At 70.6% G+C, this 17,639-nt stretch carries 16 protein-coding genes; 12 read left to right on the forward strand and 4 right to left on the reverse strand.

The genetic code is table 11. The features are described from left to right. Window positions 1-49 precede the first annotated feature (49 nt). Window positions 50-1,438: a cation:dicarboxylate symporter family transporter gene (locus ACIA3K_RS18565; RefSeq protein ID WP_396802427.1), complete on the reverse strand. Its 1,389-nt coding sequence runs from the start codon at window positions 1,436-1,438 to the stop codon at window positions 50-52. A gap of 90 nt (window positions 1,439-1,528) precedes the next feature. Here ACIA3K_RS18565 and ACIA3K_RS18570 point away from each other — a divergent pair, with 90 nt between their 5' ends. The 5 genes from ACIA3K_RS18570 (at window position 1,529) to abc-f (ending at window position 6,383) form a co-directional block, all read left to right on the forward strand. Beyond that, the gene (locus ACIA3K_RS18570) at window positions 1,529-3,109 is read left to right on the forward strand and encodes an ATP-binding protein (RefSeq protein WP_396802428.1); all 1,581 of its coding nucleotides are present in this window, start codon (window positions 1,529-1,531) and stop codon (window positions 3,107-3,109) included. After that, entirely contained in the window at window positions 3,106-3,801 is a 696-nt protein-coding gene (locus ACIA3K_RS18575; protein ID WP_396802430.1) for a response regulator, read from the forward strand. Before ACIA3K_RS18570 ends, ACIA3K_RS18575 begins: the two co-directional genes overlap by 4 nt. A gap of 85 nt (window positions 3,802-3,886) precedes the next feature. Next, window positions 3,887-4,087, forward strand: a complete 201-nt coding sequence (locus tag ACIA3K_RS18580) for a hypothetical protein (protein ID WP_396802431.1) — start codon at window positions 3,887-3,889, stop codon at window positions 4,085-4,087. Next, entirely contained in the window at window positions 4,084-4,488 is a 405-nt protein-coding gene (locus tag ACIA3K_RS18585) for a type II toxin-antitoxin system VapC family toxin (protein WP_396802432.1), read from the forward strand. The genes ACIA3K_RS18580 and ACIA3K_RS18585 overlap by 4 nt, the downstream gene beginning before the upstream one ends. Before the next feature lie 257 nt (window positions 4,489-4,745). Beyond that, window positions 4,746-6,383, forward strand: coding sequence for a ribosomal protection-like ABC-F family protein (gene abc-f / locus ACIA3K_RS18590; protein ID WP_396802433.1), 1,638 nt, complete (start codon window positions 4,746-4,748; stop codon window positions 6,381-6,383). Between the two features lie 44 nt (window positions 6,384-6,427). Here abc-f and dnaE read toward each other — a convergent pair whose 3' ends face one another. Then, window positions 6,428-9,958 carry a DNA polymerase III subunit alpha gene (gene dnaE, locus ACIA3K_RS18595; protein WP_396802435.1) on the reverse strand — a complete coding sequence of 1,177 codons (3,531 nt, stop codon included), beginning with the start codon at window positions 9,956-9,958 and terminating at the stop codon, window positions 6,428-6,430. A gap of 306 nt (window positions 9,959-10,264) precedes the next feature. Here dnaE and ACIA3K_RS18600 point away from each other — a divergent pair, with 306 nt between their 5' ends. From ACIA3K_RS18600 to ACIA3K_RS18615, 4 genes are all read left to right on the forward strand, one after another. After that, the gene (locus ACIA3K_RS18600) at window positions 10,265-11,686 is read left to right on the forward strand and encodes a hypothetical protein (protein ID WP_396802437.1); all 1,422 of its coding nucleotides are present in this window, start codon (window positions 10,265-10,267) and stop codon (window positions 11,684-11,686) included. Window positions 11,687-11,737: 51 nt separating this feature from the next. Further along, window positions 11,738-12,358: an L-threonylcarbamoyladenylate synthase gene (locus ACIA3K_RS18605; protein ID WP_396802438.1), complete on the forward strand. Its 621-nt coding sequence runs from the start codon at window positions 11,738-11,740 to the stop codon at window positions 12,356-12,358. Window positions 12,359-12,449: 91 nt separating this feature from the next. Further along, entirely contained in the window at window positions 12,450-12,989 is a 540-nt protein-coding gene (locus tag ACIA3K_RS18610) for an RNA polymerase sigma factor (RefSeq protein ID WP_396802439.1), read from the forward strand. After that, window positions 12,986-13,546 carry a hypothetical protein gene (locus tag ACIA3K_RS18615; RefSeq protein WP_396802441.1) on the forward strand — a complete coding sequence of 187 codons (561 nt, stop codon included), beginning with the start codon at window positions 12,986-12,988 and terminating at the stop codon, window positions 13,544-13,546. Before ACIA3K_RS18610 ends, ACIA3K_RS18615 begins: the two co-directional genes overlap by 4 nt. 16 nt (window positions 13,547-13,562) lie before the next feature. On the opposite strand, the gene ACIA3K_RS18620 is transcribed toward ACIA3K_RS18615, so the two are convergent. Both ACIA3K_RS18620 and ACIA3K_RS18625 read right to left on the reverse strand, forming a co-directional pair. Beyond that, on the reverse strand, window positions 13,563-13,904 hold the full coding sequence (locus ACIA3K_RS18620) for a low temperature requirement protein A (RefSeq protein ID WP_396802526.1): 342 nt from the start codon (window positions 13,902-13,904) through the stop codon (window positions 13,563-13,565). Window positions 13,905-13,967: 63 nt separating this feature from the next. Continuing rightward, the gene (locus tag ACIA3K_RS18625; protein ID WP_396802443.1) at window positions 13,968-15,383 is read right to left on the reverse strand and encodes a serine/threonine-protein kinase; all 1,416 of its coding nucleotides are present in this window, start codon (window positions 15,381-15,383) and stop codon (window positions 13,968-13,970) included. Between the two features lie 123 nt (window positions 15,384-15,506). Here ACIA3K_RS18625 and ACIA3K_RS18630 point away from each other — a divergent pair, with 123 nt between their 5' ends. From ACIA3K_RS18630 to ACIA3K_RS18640, 3 genes are all read left to right on the forward strand, one after another. Then, window positions 15,507-16,094: a hypothetical protein gene (locus tag ACIA3K_RS18630; RefSeq protein ID WP_396802444.1), complete on the forward strand. Its 588-nt coding sequence runs from the start codon at window positions 15,507-15,509 to the stop codon at window positions 16,092-16,094. A gap of 130 nt (window positions 16,095-16,224) precedes the next feature. Beyond that, window positions 16,225-16,566: a PadR family transcriptional regulator gene (locus ACIA3K_RS18635; RefSeq protein WP_396802445.1), complete on the forward strand. Its 342-nt coding sequence runs from the start codon at window positions 16,225-16,227 to the stop codon at window positions 16,564-16,566. Continuing rightward, complete coding sequence (locus ACIA3K_RS18640) at window positions 16,563-17,510, forward strand: permease prefix domain 1-containing protein (protein ID WP_396802447.1); 948 nt, start codon at window positions 16,563-16,565, stop codon at window positions 17,508-17,510. Before ACIA3K_RS18635 ends, ACIA3K_RS18640 begins: the two co-directional genes overlap by 4 nt. Window positions 17,511-17,639 lie beyond the last annotated feature (129 nt).

The raw sequence follows: 17,639 nt of genomic DNA on the forward strand, positions 1-17,639 counted from the left end.
ACCTCGTCAGCGATGAGCAGGCGACCGCAGAGGGCTTCCAAGCTCCGGATCAGGCTCTCACACCTGCGGTAATCGCCTCGTCGTCGTCGGACCGCCGCGGCTCGGACTCCTCGTCGTCGTGGTCGTCGAGCATTGTCGCCTCGTCGAACGGGTCGTCGCCGCGGAGGACCTCGGCCGCCCGCTCCCGATCGAACTCACCGGTCCAGGTGCCCACCAGCACGGTCGCCACCGCGTTGCCGGCGAAGTTGGTCAGCGCCCGCGCCTCGGACATGAAACGGTCGATGCCGACGATCAGGCCGACCCCGTCGACGAGGTCCGGGCGGTGCGACTGGAGGCCACCGGCCAGCGTGGCCAGCCCGGCGCCGGTGACACCGGCGGCGCCCTTGGACGCGATCACCATGAACAGCAGCAGCGAGATCTGCTCCCCGACCGCGAGGGGCTTGCCCAGCGCGTCGGCGATGAACAGCGACGCCATGGTGAGGTAGATGGCCGTGCCGTCGAGGTTGAAGGAGTACCCGGTCGGCACGGTGATGCCGACGACCGGCTTGCTGACGCCGAAGTGCTCCATCTTGGCGATCAGCCGGGGCAGCGCCGACTCCGACGACGACGTCGACAGGATCAGCAGGAACTCCCGGCCCAGGTAGCGCAGCAGCGAGAAGATCGAGATCCGGGCGATGAACCAGAGCAGCGCGCCCAGGATCACGAGCACGAAGATCAGGCAGGTGGCGTAGAAGCCGACCATGATCTGGGCGAGGCTCTTGAGGGCGTCGACGCCGGTAGCGCCGACCACGGCGGCCATCGCGCCGAACGCGCCGACCGGCGCCAACCACATGATCATCGCGAGGACCTTGAAGACGACCCGTTGGATGACGGCGATCGCGCCGAGGACGGGCTCACCGCGTCGGCCCAGCGCCTGGACGGCGAACCCGACGAGCAGCGCGACCAGCAGCGTCTGGAGCACCTCGCCCTCGGTGAGCGCGGAGAGCAGCGTCGTCGGAATGATCCCGAGGAGGAACTCCGTCGTACCGCCGGCCTCGTCTCCGGCGGCGGCCTTGCCGGCCCCCGCGAGGTCCTGGCCCAGGTTGAGGCCGGAGCCGGGGTGGATGAGGTTGCCGACGACCAGGCCGATGGCGAGCGCCACGGTCGACATGGTCAGGAAGTAGCCGAGGGCCAGGCCGCCGACCTTGCCGACCTTCGCGGCCTGCCGGACCGAGCCGACGCCGAGCACGATGGTGCAGAAGATGACCGGGCTGATCATCATCTTGATGAGGTTGACGAAGCCCGTGCCGATGGGCTTGAGTTCCTTGCCGAAATCGGGGGCGACCAGGCCGACCACGATGCCGGCGAGCACGGCCACGATGACGGCCAGGTACAGGTAACGGGTACGGTCCCGGCGGACCGACGGTTCCGCCGTGGTGGTGGATGCGGTGGTGTCCATGTCGACAATGTGAAGCGCGTCTCACCCGTTGACAGCCTTGCGGTCATTCTGTTCACCGCTGACCGGGAGAAGTCCGAGGAGGTGCCCGAGGTGGCCCGACGGCAGTGGAGCATCGCGGGGCAACTCTTCGCCCTCCAGGCGGTGGTGGTGACGTTGCTCGTGCTGGCCGGCGCGGCGGGCGCCGTCTGGCTGGCCCGCGCCGACTCCCGTCAGGCCGCTCAGGAGGAGGTGCTCGCGGTGGCGCAGACCGTGGCCAACTCGCCCGACGTCCGCGCCGCCCTCACGACCGCCGATCCCGCCCGCACCCTCCAGCCGTACGCCGAGTCGACGCGCAAGGGCACGGGCACCGACTTCGTGGTCGTGATGGCCCCCGACCGCACGCGCTTCTCCCATCCCACGCCGCAGGAGATCGGCAAGCCGTTCGTCGGCGAGATCGGGCCCGCCCTGGCGGGCCACGCGTTCACCACCACCAACGTCGGGACGCTCGGCGAGTCGGTGCGCGCGGTCGTTCCGGTGTACGACCAGCAGCGGCGCATCGTCGGCCTGGTCTCGGTGGGCATCACCACCCGCGCGATCAACCGGAAGCTCCTGGGCCAACTCCCCGTGCTGCTCGGTGTCGCGGCACCGGCCCTCGCGCTCGCCGCGACCGGTTCCTGGCTGCTCAGCCGCCGGCTGCGCCGCCAGACCCACGGCCTGGGACCGACACAGATGACCCGGATGTACGAGTACTACGACGCGGTCCTGCACTCGGTGCGCGAGGGGCTCGTGGTGCTGACCACCGACCGGCGGGTGGCCTTGATCAACGACGAGGGCCGGCGACTGCTGGGCCTCGACGCCGACGAGCCGGTCACCGACCAGCCGGTGGCCGACATCGACCTGCCACCGGCGGTGGCCGAGCTGCTCGCGGCCGGCCGCGACGCCCTCGACGAGCCCCTGCTGGCCGGTGACCGGGTGCTGGTGGCCAACCAGCGGACCGCCCGCTTCGAGGGGGCGGCGCTCGGCACCGTGCTGACCCTGCGCGACCAGACCGAGCTACGGACCCTGGCCAGCGAGCTGGACTCGGTGCGTGCGCTCACCCAGGCGTTGCAGGCGCAGACGCACGAGTCGGCCAACCGGCTGCACACCGTCCTCACGCTGGTGGAGCTGGGCCGCGCCGACGAGGCCGTCCGACTCGGCACCCGGGACCTGGCCCTCGCCCAGCAACTGACCGACCGGGTGGTCGACGCGGTGACCGAACCGGCGCTCGCCGCGCTGCTGCTCGGCAAGTCTGCGCAGGCCGGCGAGCGCGGCGTGGACCTGGTGATCGAGCCGGACTGCCGCCTCGACGACAGCCCGCTGCCGACCAACGACCTGCTCACCGTCGTCGGCAACCTCGTCGACAACGCCCTGGAGGCCGTCGCCGGTACGCCCCCGCCGCGCACCGTGCGGGTCTTCGTCGGCACCATCGACGACGAACTGGTGGTTCGGGTCGCCGACAGCGGACCCGGGCTGGCGAAGGAGCGGGTGGCGGACGCCTTCCGGCGCGGCTGGTCCACCAAGAGCACCGGGCGGGGGCTCGGGCTGGCGCTGATCGGGCAGGTGGTCCGCCGTCACGGCGGAAGCGCCGAGGTGACCCGCTCGGACGCCGGCGGCAGCCTGTTCACCGTCCGGCTCCCAGGGACACGGCCGTGAACGACATCCGGGTGCTCGTGGTCGAGGACGAGCCGCTGCTGGCCGAGGCGCACGCCGCGTACACCGAGCGGGTGCCCGGTTTCGCGGTGGTCGGGGTGGCACACACGGCACGGGCGGCGATGGCGGCCCTGCGCGCCAACGACGGCGGCGACGTGGACCTCGTACTCCTGGATTTTCGGCTGCCCGACCTGCACGGCCTGGACGTCTGCCGGGCGCTGCGCGCGGCCGGCAGCAGCGTCGACGTCCTCGCGGTGACGTCCGCGCGGGACCTCGCGGTGGTGCGGACCGCGGTCTCCCTCGGGGTGACGCACTACCTGCTCAAGCCGTTCACGTTCGCGGCGTTCCGCGACAAGCTGGACCGCTACGCGGACTACCGGGCACAGGCGCTCGCCGACGGCGAGGTGGCCGCCCAGCACGACGTGGACCGGATGTTCGCCACGCTGCGCGGCGCGACCGGGCACAGCCTGCCCAAGGGGCTCGACGCGCAGACCCTCACCCGGGTACGCGCCGCGCTGGCCGACGGCTCCACTCCCGGAACGGGGCTCTCCGCGACCGAGGTGAGCGCGGCGACCGGCATCTCCCGGGTGACCGCCCGCCGCTACCTGGAGTACCTGGTGACGATCGACAGCGCCGTCCGCCACCCGCGCTACGGCACCCCCGGCCGCCCCGAGGTCGAGTACCGCCCCCGCTGAGCCGACGACACCAGCCCTGAAATGCGGTCCACCGATGGGATAGGTGGAAGAATCGACGACAGGCCGATATCCAGGAGGTGTGCCCGTGACGTCGAGTAACGCCGAACGGATGCCACAATGGCCGGAGGCTGAGCACGTGCCGGCCGAGGAGTTGGCCCGCCGTCAGGGCATTCGGCCCGTCACCTCCGTCGACGACCTGGCGCGCCCCGATCTTTTCGAGTCGGACGACGAGTTGGACGAATTTCTCACCGACCTGTACACCTCTCGGCGGGCCGGTGCCGCGTGAGCCTCGTCGTCCTCGACACCGATGTGGCATCAGCAATTCTCCGAGGGCGGCTGCCTGACCGCCTCCGGGCACGATTGGCCGGTAAGACCCTGTGCATCACTTTCGTGACGCTCGGAGAGCTGACCAAATGGACGGCGCTGCGGAGTTGGGGGCCGCGCAAGCTGGCTGATCTCGCCGAATGGCGGTCAGGGATCGTCCTGCTTCCGTTCGACGAGGCGGTCGCGGTGACCTGGGGGCATCTCCAGGCGAGGGCTCAGCACCGTGGGCGGCCACGGCCGACCAACGACTCGTGGATCGCGGCGTGTTGCCTCGTCGACCGGCTGCCGCTGGCGACGTTCAACGGCAAGGTTTACGCCGACTTCGCCGAGTATGACGGGCTGCGCCTCTTCGACGTTACCTGACTTCACCCCACGGGCGTGGGCGGGAACTCCGTGGCGCGGCGGTGATCCGTTGTTAGACTCGGGCCGTTGGGTCAGCGGTACGAGCAGGGAGACCAGACATGGCGGGTGACGACGACATCTCCGGGTGAGACCGGACATGTTCGGCCATCGGTTCGGCGCGCGTGTGCGCGGCCGAGGTGGCCATTCGTCGCTCCACCGGTCCCGGTTCGTCGTCGGGCGGCTTACGCACGCCCAGCCCACCCTTGAGGTCACGCACCATGTCTGACGCTTTCATCGTCTGCTCCAACCTGTCCTTCTCCTGGCCGGACGACACCCCGGTCTTCTCTGATCTGTCCTTCAGCGTGCCCGGCGGTCGCACCGGCCTGGTCGCGCCCAACGGCGCCGGCAAGAGCACCCTGCTACGGCTGATCGCCGGAGAGCTGCGGCCCAGCGGCGGCAGCGTCACCGTCGACGGTCTGCTCGGGTACCTGCCGCAGACCCTGCCGCTCGCCGGGAACCTGGCCGTGGCGCAGGTGCTCGGCGTCGCCGAACGCATCGCGGCGCTGCACGCCATCGAGGCCGGGGACGCCAGCGAGACGCACTTCGCCACCATCGGCGACGACTGGGACATCGAGGAGCGCACCCGCTCCGAGCTGGATCGCCTCGGTCTGGGCGACCTGGCGCTCGACCGGCCGCTGCGCACGCTCAGCGGCGGCCAGGTGGTCTCCCTCGGGCTGGCGGCGCAGCTGCTGCGCCGTCCGGACGTCCTGCTGCTCGACGAGCCGACCAACAACCTGGACCTGGCGGCCCGGCACAAGCTCTACGACGTGCTCACCGACTGGTCCGGGTGTCTGCTGCTGGTCAGCCACGACCGGGAGCTGCTGGACCGGATGGACCGCATCGCCGACCTCGAACGAGGCGAGATCAACTGGTACGGGGGCAACTTCACCGCGTACACGGAGGCGGTACGGGCGGCACGCGAGGTGGCCGAGAGCAACCTGCGCAACGCCGAGCAGGAGGTCAAGCGGGAGAAGCGGGAGATGCAGCAGGCCCGGGAACGGGCCGACCGGCGGGCCAGCAACGCCTCGAAGAACCTGAAGAACGCCGGGCTGGCACGGATCGTCGCCGGTGGGCTGAAGCGCAGCGCGCAGGAGTCGGCGGGCAAGTCGCAGGAAACCCACTCCGCCCGGCTCGGCTCGGCCAAGGCCCGACTCGACGAGGCCGGTCGCGCGGTCCGCGACGAGGACACGATCACCGTCGACCTGTCCGACACCACAGTCCCGTCCGGACGGACGGTCTTCTCCGGCCAGGGGATGCGGGCCCGGTTCGACGACCGGGACCTGTTCGGCGGCGACGGCGCCGACCTGGTGATCCGGGGGCCGGAGCGGATCGCGCTCACCGGGGCGAACGGCGTCGGCAAGTCGACGCTGCTGCGCCTCGTCAACGGCGACCTCGAACCGGCCGGCGGCGAGATCCGCCGGGCCGACGGGCGGATCGCGTACCTGTCGCAGCGGCTCGACCTGCTGGATCCCGACCGGACGGTGGCGGAGAACTTCGCCGCGTACGCGCCGAGCCTGCCGGACGCCAAGCGGATGAACCTGCTGGCCCGGTTCCTGTTCCGGGGCGCCCGGGTGAACCTGCCCGTCGGGGTGCTCTCCGGCGGGGAACGGCTGCGCGCCACCCTGGCCTGTGTGCTGTGCGCGGAGCCGGCGCCGCAACTGCTGCTGCTCGACGAGCCGACGAACAACCTGGACCTGGTCAGCGTCGCCCAGTTGGAGAGCGCGCTGTCCGCGTACCAGGGGGCGTTCGTGGTGGTGAGCCACGACGAACGGTTCCTGGCCGAGATCGGCGTGCAGCGGTGGCTGCGCTTGACCGACGGCCAGCTACGCGAGATCGCCGCCCCCGACCAGGGCTGAGCCCGACGGCCCGGCCGGCGCGTGCCGGCCGGACCGAGGGCGGGTCAGCTCACGTTCGCTGGGCCGAGGACGCTCTTGAGGTCACCCATCAGCGCGGTCGTCGCCGCCACCCGGAACGGTCCCAGCCGCAGGGTGGTGGTACGGCCGCCGTTGAGCAGCTTCACGTGCACCTCGGTGTCGCCGGGGTGCAGCACCAGGGTCTCCTTGAGCCGTTCCACAAGCGGCGGGGTGCACCGGTGCACCGGGATGGTGAGGGTGACCGGCTTGTTGGTGGCGCTGGTGCTCACGTCCGGCATGGACATGTCCATCGCCATGATGCGCGGGGTGTCGTCGCGGCGGTCCACCCGGCCCTTGACCACCACGATGGCGTCCTCGGCGATGTACTGGCCGATCACCTCGTAGGTGTTCGGGAAGAACAACGTCTCCACGCCGCCGGCCAGGTCCTCCAGGGTGGCCGAGGCCCAGGCCCGGCCCTGCTTGGTGACCCGCCGTTGAACGCCGGAGAGGATGCCGGCGAGGGTGACGACCGCCCCGTCGGGCACCGCGCCGTCCTCGGCCAGGGACGCGATGGTGGTGTCGGCGGCCGCGCCCAGGATGTGTTCCAGGCCGAACAGCGGGTGGTCGGAGACGTACAGGCCGAGCATCTCGCGCTCGAAGGCCAGCTTGTCGCGCTTCTCCCACTCGCTGTCGCCGATCACCGGCATCACCGTCGTGCTGCCGGTGTCCGCGTCGCCGAAGCCGGCGCCGAACAGGTCGTACTGGCCGACGGCCTCCTTGCGCTTGACGTCGGCGTACGCGTCGATCGCGTCGGCGTGCACCGCGAGCAGCCCCTTGCGGGGGTGCTCCATGGAGTCGAACGCGCCCGCCTTGATCAGCGATTCGATGGTCTTCTTGTTGCAGACCACCGCGTCCACCTTGGACAGGAAGTCGTAGAACTCGGCGTACTCGCCCTTCTCCTCGCGGCACCGCATGATCGAGGCGACCACGTTCGCGCCCACGTTGCGGACCGCCGCCAGGCCGAAGCGGATGTCCTTGCCGACCGGGGTGAACGGGCCCGCCGAGGTGTTCACGTCCGGCGGCAGCACCTGGATGCGCATCCGGCGGCACTCGGACAGGTACAGCGCCATCTTGTCCTTGTCGTCACCGACCGACGTGAGCAGCCCGGCCATGTACTCGGCCGGGTAGTGCGCCTTCAGGTACGCCGTCCAGTAGGAGACCAGGCCGTACGCGGCGGAGTGCGCCTTGTTGAAGGCGTACCCGGCGAACGGCACCAGGACGTCCCACACGGCCTGGATCGCCTCGTCGGAGTAGCCGCGCTCGCGGCAGCCGTCCCGGAACGGGATGAACTCCTTGTCGAGGATCTCCTTCTTCTTCTTACCCATCGCCCGGCGCAGCAGGTCCGCCTGGCCGAGCGTGTAGCCGGCGAGGATCTGCGCGGCGCGCTGCACCTGCTCCTGGTAGACGATCAGACCGTGCGTGGGCGCCAGGATCTCCCGCAGCGGCTCCTCCAGCTCCGGGTGGATCGGCGTGATCTCCTGGAGGTTGTTCTTGCGTAGCGCGTAGTTGGTGTGCGAGTCGACGCCCATCGGACCGGGCCGGTAGAGCGCCAGGACGGCGGAGATGTCCTCGAAGTTGTCCGGCTTCATCAGCCGCAGCAGCGAGCGCATCGGCCCACCGTCGAGCTGGAACACGCCGAGGGTGTCACCGCGGGCCAGCAGCTCGTACGCGGCCGGGTCGTCCAGCGGCAGGGCCAACAGGTCGAGCTTGAGGTTGTGGTTCAGCTCGATGTTCTTGACGGCGTCGTCGATGATCGTCAGGTTGCGCAGGCCGAGGAAGTCCATCTTCAGCAGCCCGAGCGACTCGCAGGTCGGGTAGTCGAACTGCGTGATGATCGCCCCGTCCGCGTCGCGACGCATCAGCGGGATGTGCTCGATGATCGGCTCGGCCGACATGATGACACCGGCGGCGTGCACACCGGTCTGCCGGATCAGCCCCTCGATGCCCTTGGCCGTGTCGATCACCTTGCGCACGTCCGGGTCGGAGTCGTACAGGCCCCGGATCTCGCCCGCCTCGGCGTACCGGGGGTGCTTCGGGTCGAAGATGCCGGTGAGCGGGATGTCCTTGCCCATCACGGCCGGCGGCATCGCCTTGGTGATCCGGTCACCGACCGCGTACGGGAAGCCGAGCACCCGCGCCGAGTCCTTGATCGCGGCCTTCGCCTTGATCGTGCCGAAGGTGGCGATCTGGGCGACCTTGTCCTCACCCCACTTGTCGGTGACGTACTTGATCACCTCGCCGCGCCGACGCTCGTCGAAGTCGATGTCGACATCCGGCATCGAGACACGCTCGGGGTTGAGGAACCGCTCGAAGATCAGACCGTGCGGGATCGGGTCCAGGTCGGTGATGCCCAACGCGTACGCGACGAGCGAGCCGGCCGCCGAACCACGGCCCGGGCCCACCGCGATGCCCTGGTTCTTGGCCCACTGGATGAAGTCGGCGACCACGAGGAAGTACGACGGGAAGCCCATCTGGTTGATGACGCCCAGCTCGTACTCGGCCTGGACGACGTGCCCCTCCGGGATGCCGTTCGGGTAGCGGCGGGCCAGGCCGGCGAAGGTCTCCTTGCGGAACCAGGACTCCTCGGTCTCGCCCTCGGGCACCGGGAAGCGTGGCATCAGGTTGTGGAACTCGAACATGCCCTTCGGGTCGACCTTCTCGGCGACCAGCAGGGTGTTGCGGCAGCCCTGCTGCCACAGCTCGGACGAGTCGACCGCGCGCATCTGGTCGGCGCTCTTGACGAAGTAGCCGCCGCCCTCGAACCGGAACCGGTTGGGGTCGTCGATGTTGCTGCCGGTCTGCACGCACAGCAACACGTCGTGCGCGGTGGCCTGCGCCTCGTGCGTGTAGTGCGAGTCGTTGGTGACCACCGGCGGGATGTCCAGCTTGCGGGCGATCTCGGTGAGCCCCTCGCGGACCCGGCTCTCGATGGAGAGGCCGTGATCCATGATCTCCAGGAAGTAGTTCTCCTTGCCGAAGATGTCCTGGTAGCTCGCGGCGACCTTGAGCGCCTCGTCGAACTGCCCCAGCCGCAGCCGGGTCTGCACCGCGCCGGACGGGCAGCCCGTCGTGGCCATGATCCCCTCGGCGTGCTCGGCGATCAGCTCCATGTCCATCCGGGGCCACTTGACGTAGTGCCCCTCCATGGAGGCGCGCGAGTTGAGGGTGAACAGGTTCTTCAGACCCTGCGCGTTCTTCGCCCACATGGTCTTGTGGGTGATCGCGCCGTTACCCGACACGTCGTCGCTCTTCTGCTCCGGCCGACCCCACTTGACCCGCGCCTTGTGGTAGCGCGACTCCGGCGCCACGTACGCCTCGACGCCCAGGATCGGGGTGATCCCGGCGGCCATCGCCTGGTTGTAGAAGTCGTTCGCGCCGTGCATGTTGCCGTGGTCGGTGATCGCCACCGCCGGCATGCCCAGCCGGTTGGCCTCGGCGAACAGGTCCTTCAACCGGGCCGCTCCGTCGAGCATCGAGTACTCGGTGTGCACGTGCAGATGCGCGAACGAATCAGCCATGCGTGGCGCCCCCCGGCGGTGTGGATCTAGGTGGTCGGAGCCGACCGGCACCTACCCTACCGAGGTGATCTCGGCGGCTCCACCGTCCGCGCCGAGGGTCGTGGTCCGCGTCTCGTCCAGCAATCTTCACGACCGCTCCCGGCTCGCCAGCACGAACCCGCGGGCAGCTCCGCGGCCCGGACGGCAGACGTTCGGCCATGATCGATTAAGGTGCGACCCCGGCACCGTGGCAGAGCACCTGCGTCGGTACGGGTGGCAGGGGCCACATCCGTTCGTATAGTCGGCGAACTGCGCTGAGGAGCGGCAATGAGCGGTTGGGACATCTCGGTTCATGCGGCATATGCGGGCGGGCTCGCCACACGCGTAGCGGAGCTACGGAGACGCTTTCCGGACGCTCTGCTGACATGTGACCTTTACGACGAGCGTCCCGGCCCCGAACTCATCTGTTGGGACGGGCATCCGCAGGAGATCTGGGTGTGGATCTTCGAGCCCGACGACCCGGCGGGAGCGCGACGTGCCCAGAACCGGCTGGAGCAACTCCTCGCGAATCCGTACGAGTTGGTCCGCATCGTGGACAAGCCCGTGGTGGCCGGTCCCAACGGCATTTTCGAGCAGGACTGTGTAACGGCGTCCAGCTACTTCGACGTGGACGGGCGGATCGAGGTCCGCAGCGGCCCTGACGACGGCATCCAGCTGTACCGGGCGTTCGGCATCGACGGCAAGGATGACATCAACGAACGACTGGCGATCAACCTGGCGCTCGGCGACGCCCACGAGGCGGACCGTGACTCCCGGAAGTTGCTGGGTTTCCAGTACGAAAGCGAAGACGCTGCCGACCAGCCGTCCTCGCCTCGGGCCACCTCGGATGGCCGGCCCTGGAAACGGCCGGAGAGCGTTGACCTCCTGCTCACCATCGACCTCCCCGACGGCGACAACGAGAAGGGACGCGTCGTCCAGGAATGGTTTGAATCAGCTCGGAACTTCTTTGCCGAACTCCTGCCATCCGATGCGCTCGCCGGGGCAGCTCGCGGAGGCACCTGTGGGGTCGAGGCGGTCATCGGGGCGGCGGACGGCGACGAGCAGCGTTCATGGCAACTTCCCTTCTTTAGCGACGAGGAATGGCAGTCGTTCGTCGGGCAGGTCGACTGGCGAACGCACGACTTCCAGTACCTGCGTGTCGGTGCCGCCGACGGTCAAGGGACCCCTGGGGTGGCTGTGCTCGACGAGGGGTCACTCGAGGTGGAGTTCTGGCAGTACCCGATGGACGGCCGGCGACGAGCGGTGCTCGGAATCACGCTGCCCCGGGCCGTCTTTGTCAGGTTCAGCGAGCGGGCGCACGCGTTGCTGCGTCGGGCCGCCGAGCACGGTGCGCTCTTCGGCATGGTCGGCATCAGCTACGGCACGAGTTTGAAGACCGGCCTTGAGTACGCGCTTTACCTGCACCCGAGTGAGACGGTGCGGTCCGTGGAGGACACCCTGCGCGGCTATTCATGGATCACCATCATCTCGGAACCAGTCGCAGAGCGCCTGGGTGGCGCCGAACGACTGCGCAAGACCGGCGCGTTCGTGCGGGTCGACCACCTCGCCGGTGGCGGCTGGTGGCTGCAGGCAGCCGAAACCTTCGATGACTACACCGAGGCGGCAGCCGAGCAGGTCTACTCAGCGCTGCGCCCGGTGCTGCCCGAGGGGGCCTACCCATCCACCTTCAAGGACGAGTGGCGCGACTGAGCCCGCCACCTGTCACTCCAGCCGCACGTAGAGGAGTAATAGGCTCGGGAGATGGCGAGGTACTACGACGTACACCCGGAGAACCCGCAGCCCCGCGTGATCGGGCAGGTGGCCGACCTGGTCCGCGGCGGCGGCCTGGTCGCCTATCCGACGGACTCCTGCTACGCGCTCGGCGTCCAGCTCGGTAACCAGAACGGGCTGGACCGGATCCGCCAGATCCGCCATCTCGACGATCGGCACCACTTCACGCTTGTCTGCCACGACTTCGCGCAGCTCGGCCAGTTCGTCCAGATCAACAATGCCGTGTTCCGGCTGGTGAAGGCGTCCACGCCGGGCAGCTACACGTTCATCCTGCCGGCCACCAAGGAGGTGCCCCGCCGGATGCTGCACCCGAAGAAGCGGACCGTCGGCGTGCGGGTCCCCCGGCACACCGTCACCCAGGCGCTGCTCGCCGAGCTGGGCGAACCGCTGGTGTCCAGCACGCTGACGCTGCCCGGCGAGGACGAGCCGATGACGCAGGGCTGGGAGATCAAGGAACAGCTCGACCACCAGCTCGACGCGGTGCTGGACGCCGGCGAGTGCGGCATGGAGCCGACGACGGTGATCGACCTTTCCGGGCCGGAGCCGGAGATCCTGCGCCGAGGCGCCGGAGACGTGTCCCGCTTCGAGTAGCCCGGGTCGGGTGCCGGATCGGACGAGGACGGACCAGCGCCGACGGCCGTACGCTTGGGGATCGGCCACCGGCGAGCATTGGACACCCGGCATGCCCGACCCCGCTGATCTCGACGCCCTGGCCCGCCGCGCCGCGCAGGGCGACCTGGCGGCGCTGGACGCCCTGCTGGTCGCGGTGCGTCCGGAGGCGCTGCGGCTGTGCGCCCGATTCCTGCCCAACCGCCAGGACGCCGAGGAAGCCTGCCAGGACACGCTCCTGGCGCTGGCCGGCGGCATCACCCGGTTCGAGGGTCGCTCCTCGTTCCGTACCTGGCTGCACCGGCTGGCCGCCAATCGGGCCCGCTCCACGTACCGCACGCTGCGTCGCCGCTGCCGACTGGAGGCCAGCGGTGTTCCGGTGCCCGATCAGCCCGATCCGCGACGGACCAGCGTGGTCGCGGGCACCCGCCTCGATCTGCTCGACGCGTTCGACTCGGTCCACCCCGACCACGCCGAGGTGGTGGCCCTGCGCGACGTGCTCGGGCTGAGCTACCCCGAGATCGCCACCCTGCTCGACCTACCGGTGGGCACGGTGAAGTCCCGGTTGCACCTGGCCCGGAGGCAGGTCCGGCAACGGCTCGGCGACGGATGATCCCGGCGGGTCCGGCAACCGCTCGGCGCGCGACGAGCGCGGCGTCGTTCCGCCGGCTCGCCGTCGTCCTCGCGGTCGCCGTGGGGGTCGCCGCCTGCGGCGCCGACGCCGTCGCGCCGCTGCCCGTCCAACCGCCCGGCCCGACCCCTGCGACACCCACGCCCTCGGCGACCTCCGCGATCCCCTCGCCCGCCGGGTCGCCGTCCCGGCCGCCGCCGACCCGCGGGCGTCCGCCCGCACCACCGAGCACAAGGGGTACGCCCCGAACGACTCCCCCGCCGACGGCCGCGACCCCGGCCTGTCGGGGTGCCGTCCGCTACGACCTGCCGCTCGCCGAGACCGAGCTGGAGCTGCTGCGGTCGCTCTGCTTCGCCACGGGCGCGGTGCTGCGGATCCAGGGCATCGGTCCAGGGCTCGTCAGCGTGGACCGCCCGGAGCTGGTCTCCCAGCAGTACGAGGCGGGCGTGGTGGACATTCGCTTCGTCCGCCCGGGCACGGTCGACGTCACGATCCCCGAGGAGGGCCGGGAGCACACCATCACCGTGGTGGTCCGCTGACCGTCGACCCGCGGCGTCAGCGGGCCCCACCGAAGACCAGGCCGTGGTCCCGGAAGGCCGTCGGCAGCGCGGCGGACATCAGCATGACGCCGAACATGATGCCGAGGATCAGGTACGGGATCGGACGCCTCCGCGGGCTGTAGGTGTCGGTGATCAGCGTCGTGGTCACCCACACCGCCCACAGCGTCGACAGGGCGAGCAGCGCCTGACCGACGCCTGTCCAGGTCTGCTCGGCGGCCATCTTCTGCGAGGCCAGCGTCAGGCTCGCGATGAAGGCGAGGTCGAAGAACAACTCCAGCAGGTCCGCCCGCTGCGGCCCGCCCTTTCCCCGGGTGAGCGGCCGACGCGGGTCCTCCATCACGCTGACAGCCTCACACCGACGGACCTGCCATCGGAGCCTTTTCCGGCAGCGGACGGCCGGTCACCGCACCCGCACCCGCACCCCGGCGAGCAGGGTGTCGACGAACTCGGTGGCAGTGTTCGGCGGCGGCGTGATCTGCGCGTACACGAGGGCGGCCCGGTGCAGGGCGGCCGACTCGACGATCAGCGCCCGGCCCCGGTCGCAGCGGTACGCCACCACCGTCCACTCGACGCCCGCCTGGCGGGTGGTGCGGGCCGGCGCGGGCGTGCAGTCGCCGTGCGTGCGCTCGGCCAGGAACCCGGCGGGCGTGGCGCGTGCCGCCGTGCTGGCGGAGAGGCCCACGAACGCGCCGGGCAGTCGGGGGTCGGCGGCCCACCGGCGGGGTTGCGGCGACATCACCAGCGCCGGCTCCGGTTCGCCGTCGGTGCCGTACTGACCGGCCCAGGTGGCGCCGGCGGCGGACCAGCCGGGCGGCAGAGCCACGGTCAGCGGCCCGGCCGTGTAGGTGCCAGCGGCGGCCCGGGTCGACACGGTGCCGCCCGGTTCGGCGCCCAGCGCGCCCATGGCGGCAACAGCCACGACCGCCGCGCCGGCCCGTCGTAGCCGGTGCGGGCGGGCCGGGGCAGGTGATGGCTGTCGCCGTACCGGGCCGGTGAACCCGGCCAGCCCCGCGCGGGTCAAGGCGGCGTGCAGGGCCGCGGCGTCGGGATAGCGGTCGTCCGGGTGGTATGCGGTGGCCCGGGCGAGCACCGCCGCGACTCCCGGCGGCACGCCGTCGCGGAGTCGAATCTGCGGGGCAGGTCGCGGCGGGTCGGGTCGGTCCGGATGCGCGCCCGTCGGGTCGGCGGCCAGCAGCCGGACGCCGAGCCGGCCGAGCCCGTACACGTCGGCGCGGGTGTCCACCACCGCCCCCGGATGGTCCTGCTCAGGGGCCATGTAACCGGGGGTGCCGGCCCGGGCGGTCAGTCCCGAGGCGGCGGCGAGCGCCTTGGCGAGCCCGAGGTCGGCGATCAGCACCTGTTCGGCATCGGGGGCGTCCGGACCGGCAGAGCGGAACAGGACGTTGCCCGGGGTGAGGTCACGGTGCACGACACCGTGCCGGTGCAGTACGGCGACCCCGGCGCAGACCTCGCCGAGCAGCCGCAGCGCGGTCGGCGCGGGGATCTCGCCGTGGGCGAGGCGGTCCCGCAGGCTCCCCCGGTCCGCCCAGGCCAGGACCGCGTACGGCCGGCCGTCGGGCAACTCACCGACGGTGTGCACCCGGATCAGCCGCTCGTGCTCCAGACGGCGCAGCAGTCGGGCCTCGTCGAGGAAACGTTCCCGGACCCGCAGGTCGTGGCTCCAGTTCTCGGCCAGCACCTTGATCGCCACCCGCGTGTCGAGCACCGCGTCGTAGCCCAACCAGACCGTCGCGAACGAGCCGACGCCCAGCAGTCGCTCGATGGCGTAGGGCCCGATCCGCTGCGGAGCCGTCACCGTGTCACCCCCGGCCAGCACGGTCCCTTCCACAGTAGACCGGTCCGGTCCGAAACCCGACGAACCGCTGCGGCCGACGCGGTGACTAACAGGGCAGGAGACCCATCACCGAAGGAGCCCACCATGAGACGTCCGCTGACCCTTCTCACCACTGCCGCGCTGGCGCTCGGCACGCTCGTCCCGATGACCGTCGCCGACCCGGCGGCGGCAGCGCTCCCGGCCGGCGGCGCCTCGGCGCACGGCCCGCTCACCGCCGCCGGGCACACCCACCCGCAGGTGCTCAGCGTCGCCGGGGCCGGCGTGTACCGGATCGGCGCCAGCCTGGCCGCGCTCACCGCGGCCGGCCACATCGACTGGACCGCGCCGGGCTGCGGCACGGTGGTCCACGCCGGTGCGACCGGTTCCTGGGCCGGTGTCCTCCTGCTGGCCTTCCGCGACGGACTACTGGTGGAGGTCGGTACGGCCACCGCGCCGCCGCAGTCGCCGGCCGGGGCCCGGGTCGGCATGTCCTTCGCGGAGTTGGAGGCGATCTACGGCCCGCGCGGGTCGCTGATCCGTAACGACGCGGGGGACGCCGAGGCGTACCTGGTTCGCGTCGGGTCGCGGGTGGAGCTGTTCACCGGGCACCCGATCCGGCCGGGCGTGGGCTACTTCCAGGTCGGCCCGGCCAGCTACGTCGAGCGGAACTTCCGCCAGGGCGTGTCCTGCTGAGTGTGACCAGGTGGCGGGGCGTCCGGTGTCGACCGGGCGCCCCGCACGTCGTAGCGATCGAGGCAGGACTTGACACACACGATGATGTCGCAGTGGACAACACTGTGTGACACACAGTATGGTGTGACACATGGTTAGCGAGGACGTTCTACGGACGCACCTACAGGAGTTGCGTCGAGGCACCGTCGTGGTGGCCAGCCTGGTCGCGCTGCGTCGACCGGACTACGGCTACGCACTGCTGCAACGGCTCACCGACCACGGCTTTCCGGTGGACGCCAACACCCTCTACCCGCTGCTGCGCCGCCTGGAGGACCAGGGGCTGCTGACCAGCGAGTGGAACACCGAGGAGAGCCGGCCGCGCAAGTTCTACCGGACCAGCGACGAGGGCGAGTCGATGCTGAGCCGGCTCCTGGACGACCTCGCCGCCGTACAGACCTCCATCAACGGCCTGATCCAAGGAGTCGACCGATGAACACCCTGACCGATCGCTACCTCGCCGCCACCCTGCGCTCGGTGCCCGCCCCGCGCCGTGACGAGATCGCCACCGAGCTGCGCGCGTCCATCGAGGACATGATCGAGGACCGGACGGGGGGCGGCGCGGACGCGGCAGTCGCCGAACGGGAGGTGCTCACCGAACTGGGCAACCCCGACCGGCTGGCCGCCCGCTACGCCGACCGACGGCTCCAGCTCCTCGGCCCCACCTACTACCTGGTCTGGCTTCGGCTGCTGAAGCTGCTGCTCAGCTTCATCCCGGCGCTCGCCGGCACGGTGGTCGCGGTGGTCGCGGTCGTCGAGGGCAAGGGCTTCGGCGCCATCGGCCCGGGCCTCGTCGTCGCCCTGCACGTGGCGGTGCACATCTGCTTCTGGCTCACCCTGGTCTTCGTCCTCATCGAGCGGTCCCAGTCGCCCGTCGACCTGCCCGAATGGACAGTCGACGAACTGCCCGACGTCCCCGCGCACCGGGACGTCTCACTCGTCGACACCATCGCGGCGGTGGCGATGCTGGTGGTGTTCATCGGCTACCTGCCCTTGCAGCACTTCCAGTCCTGGGTACGCGACACCGACGGTGACAACATCCCGCTCCTCGACCCGGCTCTCTGGTCGTTCTGGCTGCCGGCGCTGATCGGCGTGCTGGCCCTCGACGTGGTGTTCGAGATCGTCAAGTACCGGATCGGGCGCTGGAGCTGGCGGCTGTTCGCGACCAAGGCGCTGCTCAACCTGGCGTTCACGGTGCCGGTGGTGTGGCTGGCGCTCTCCGACCGACTGCTCAACCCGGCCCTCGGCGAGCGGTTCGACTGGCTGGCGGTCGCGGACAATCGCGAGATCCTCGCGGTCATCATCGCGCTGAGCACCGCCGGGATCGCGGTGTGGGAACTGATCGACACCGCCCTGAAGACCCGCCGCCAGACCACCTGAGCGGCACCCGAGACGGGGGGGCGGGCGGGGGGGCCCCCCCCGGCGCTCCCCCCCCCCCCCGCCAAACCAACGGCGGGGGGACCCCCCCCCCCCACGGCTGCGGAGCAGATCGCATGACTACCATGATCG

Origin of the sequence: Micromonospora sp. NPDC051543 (genome assembly GCF_044454415.1) — a bacterium.
In the GTDB taxonomy this organism is placed as follows: Bacteria; Actinomycetota; Actinomycetes; order Mycobacteriales; family Micromonosporaceae; genus Micromonospora.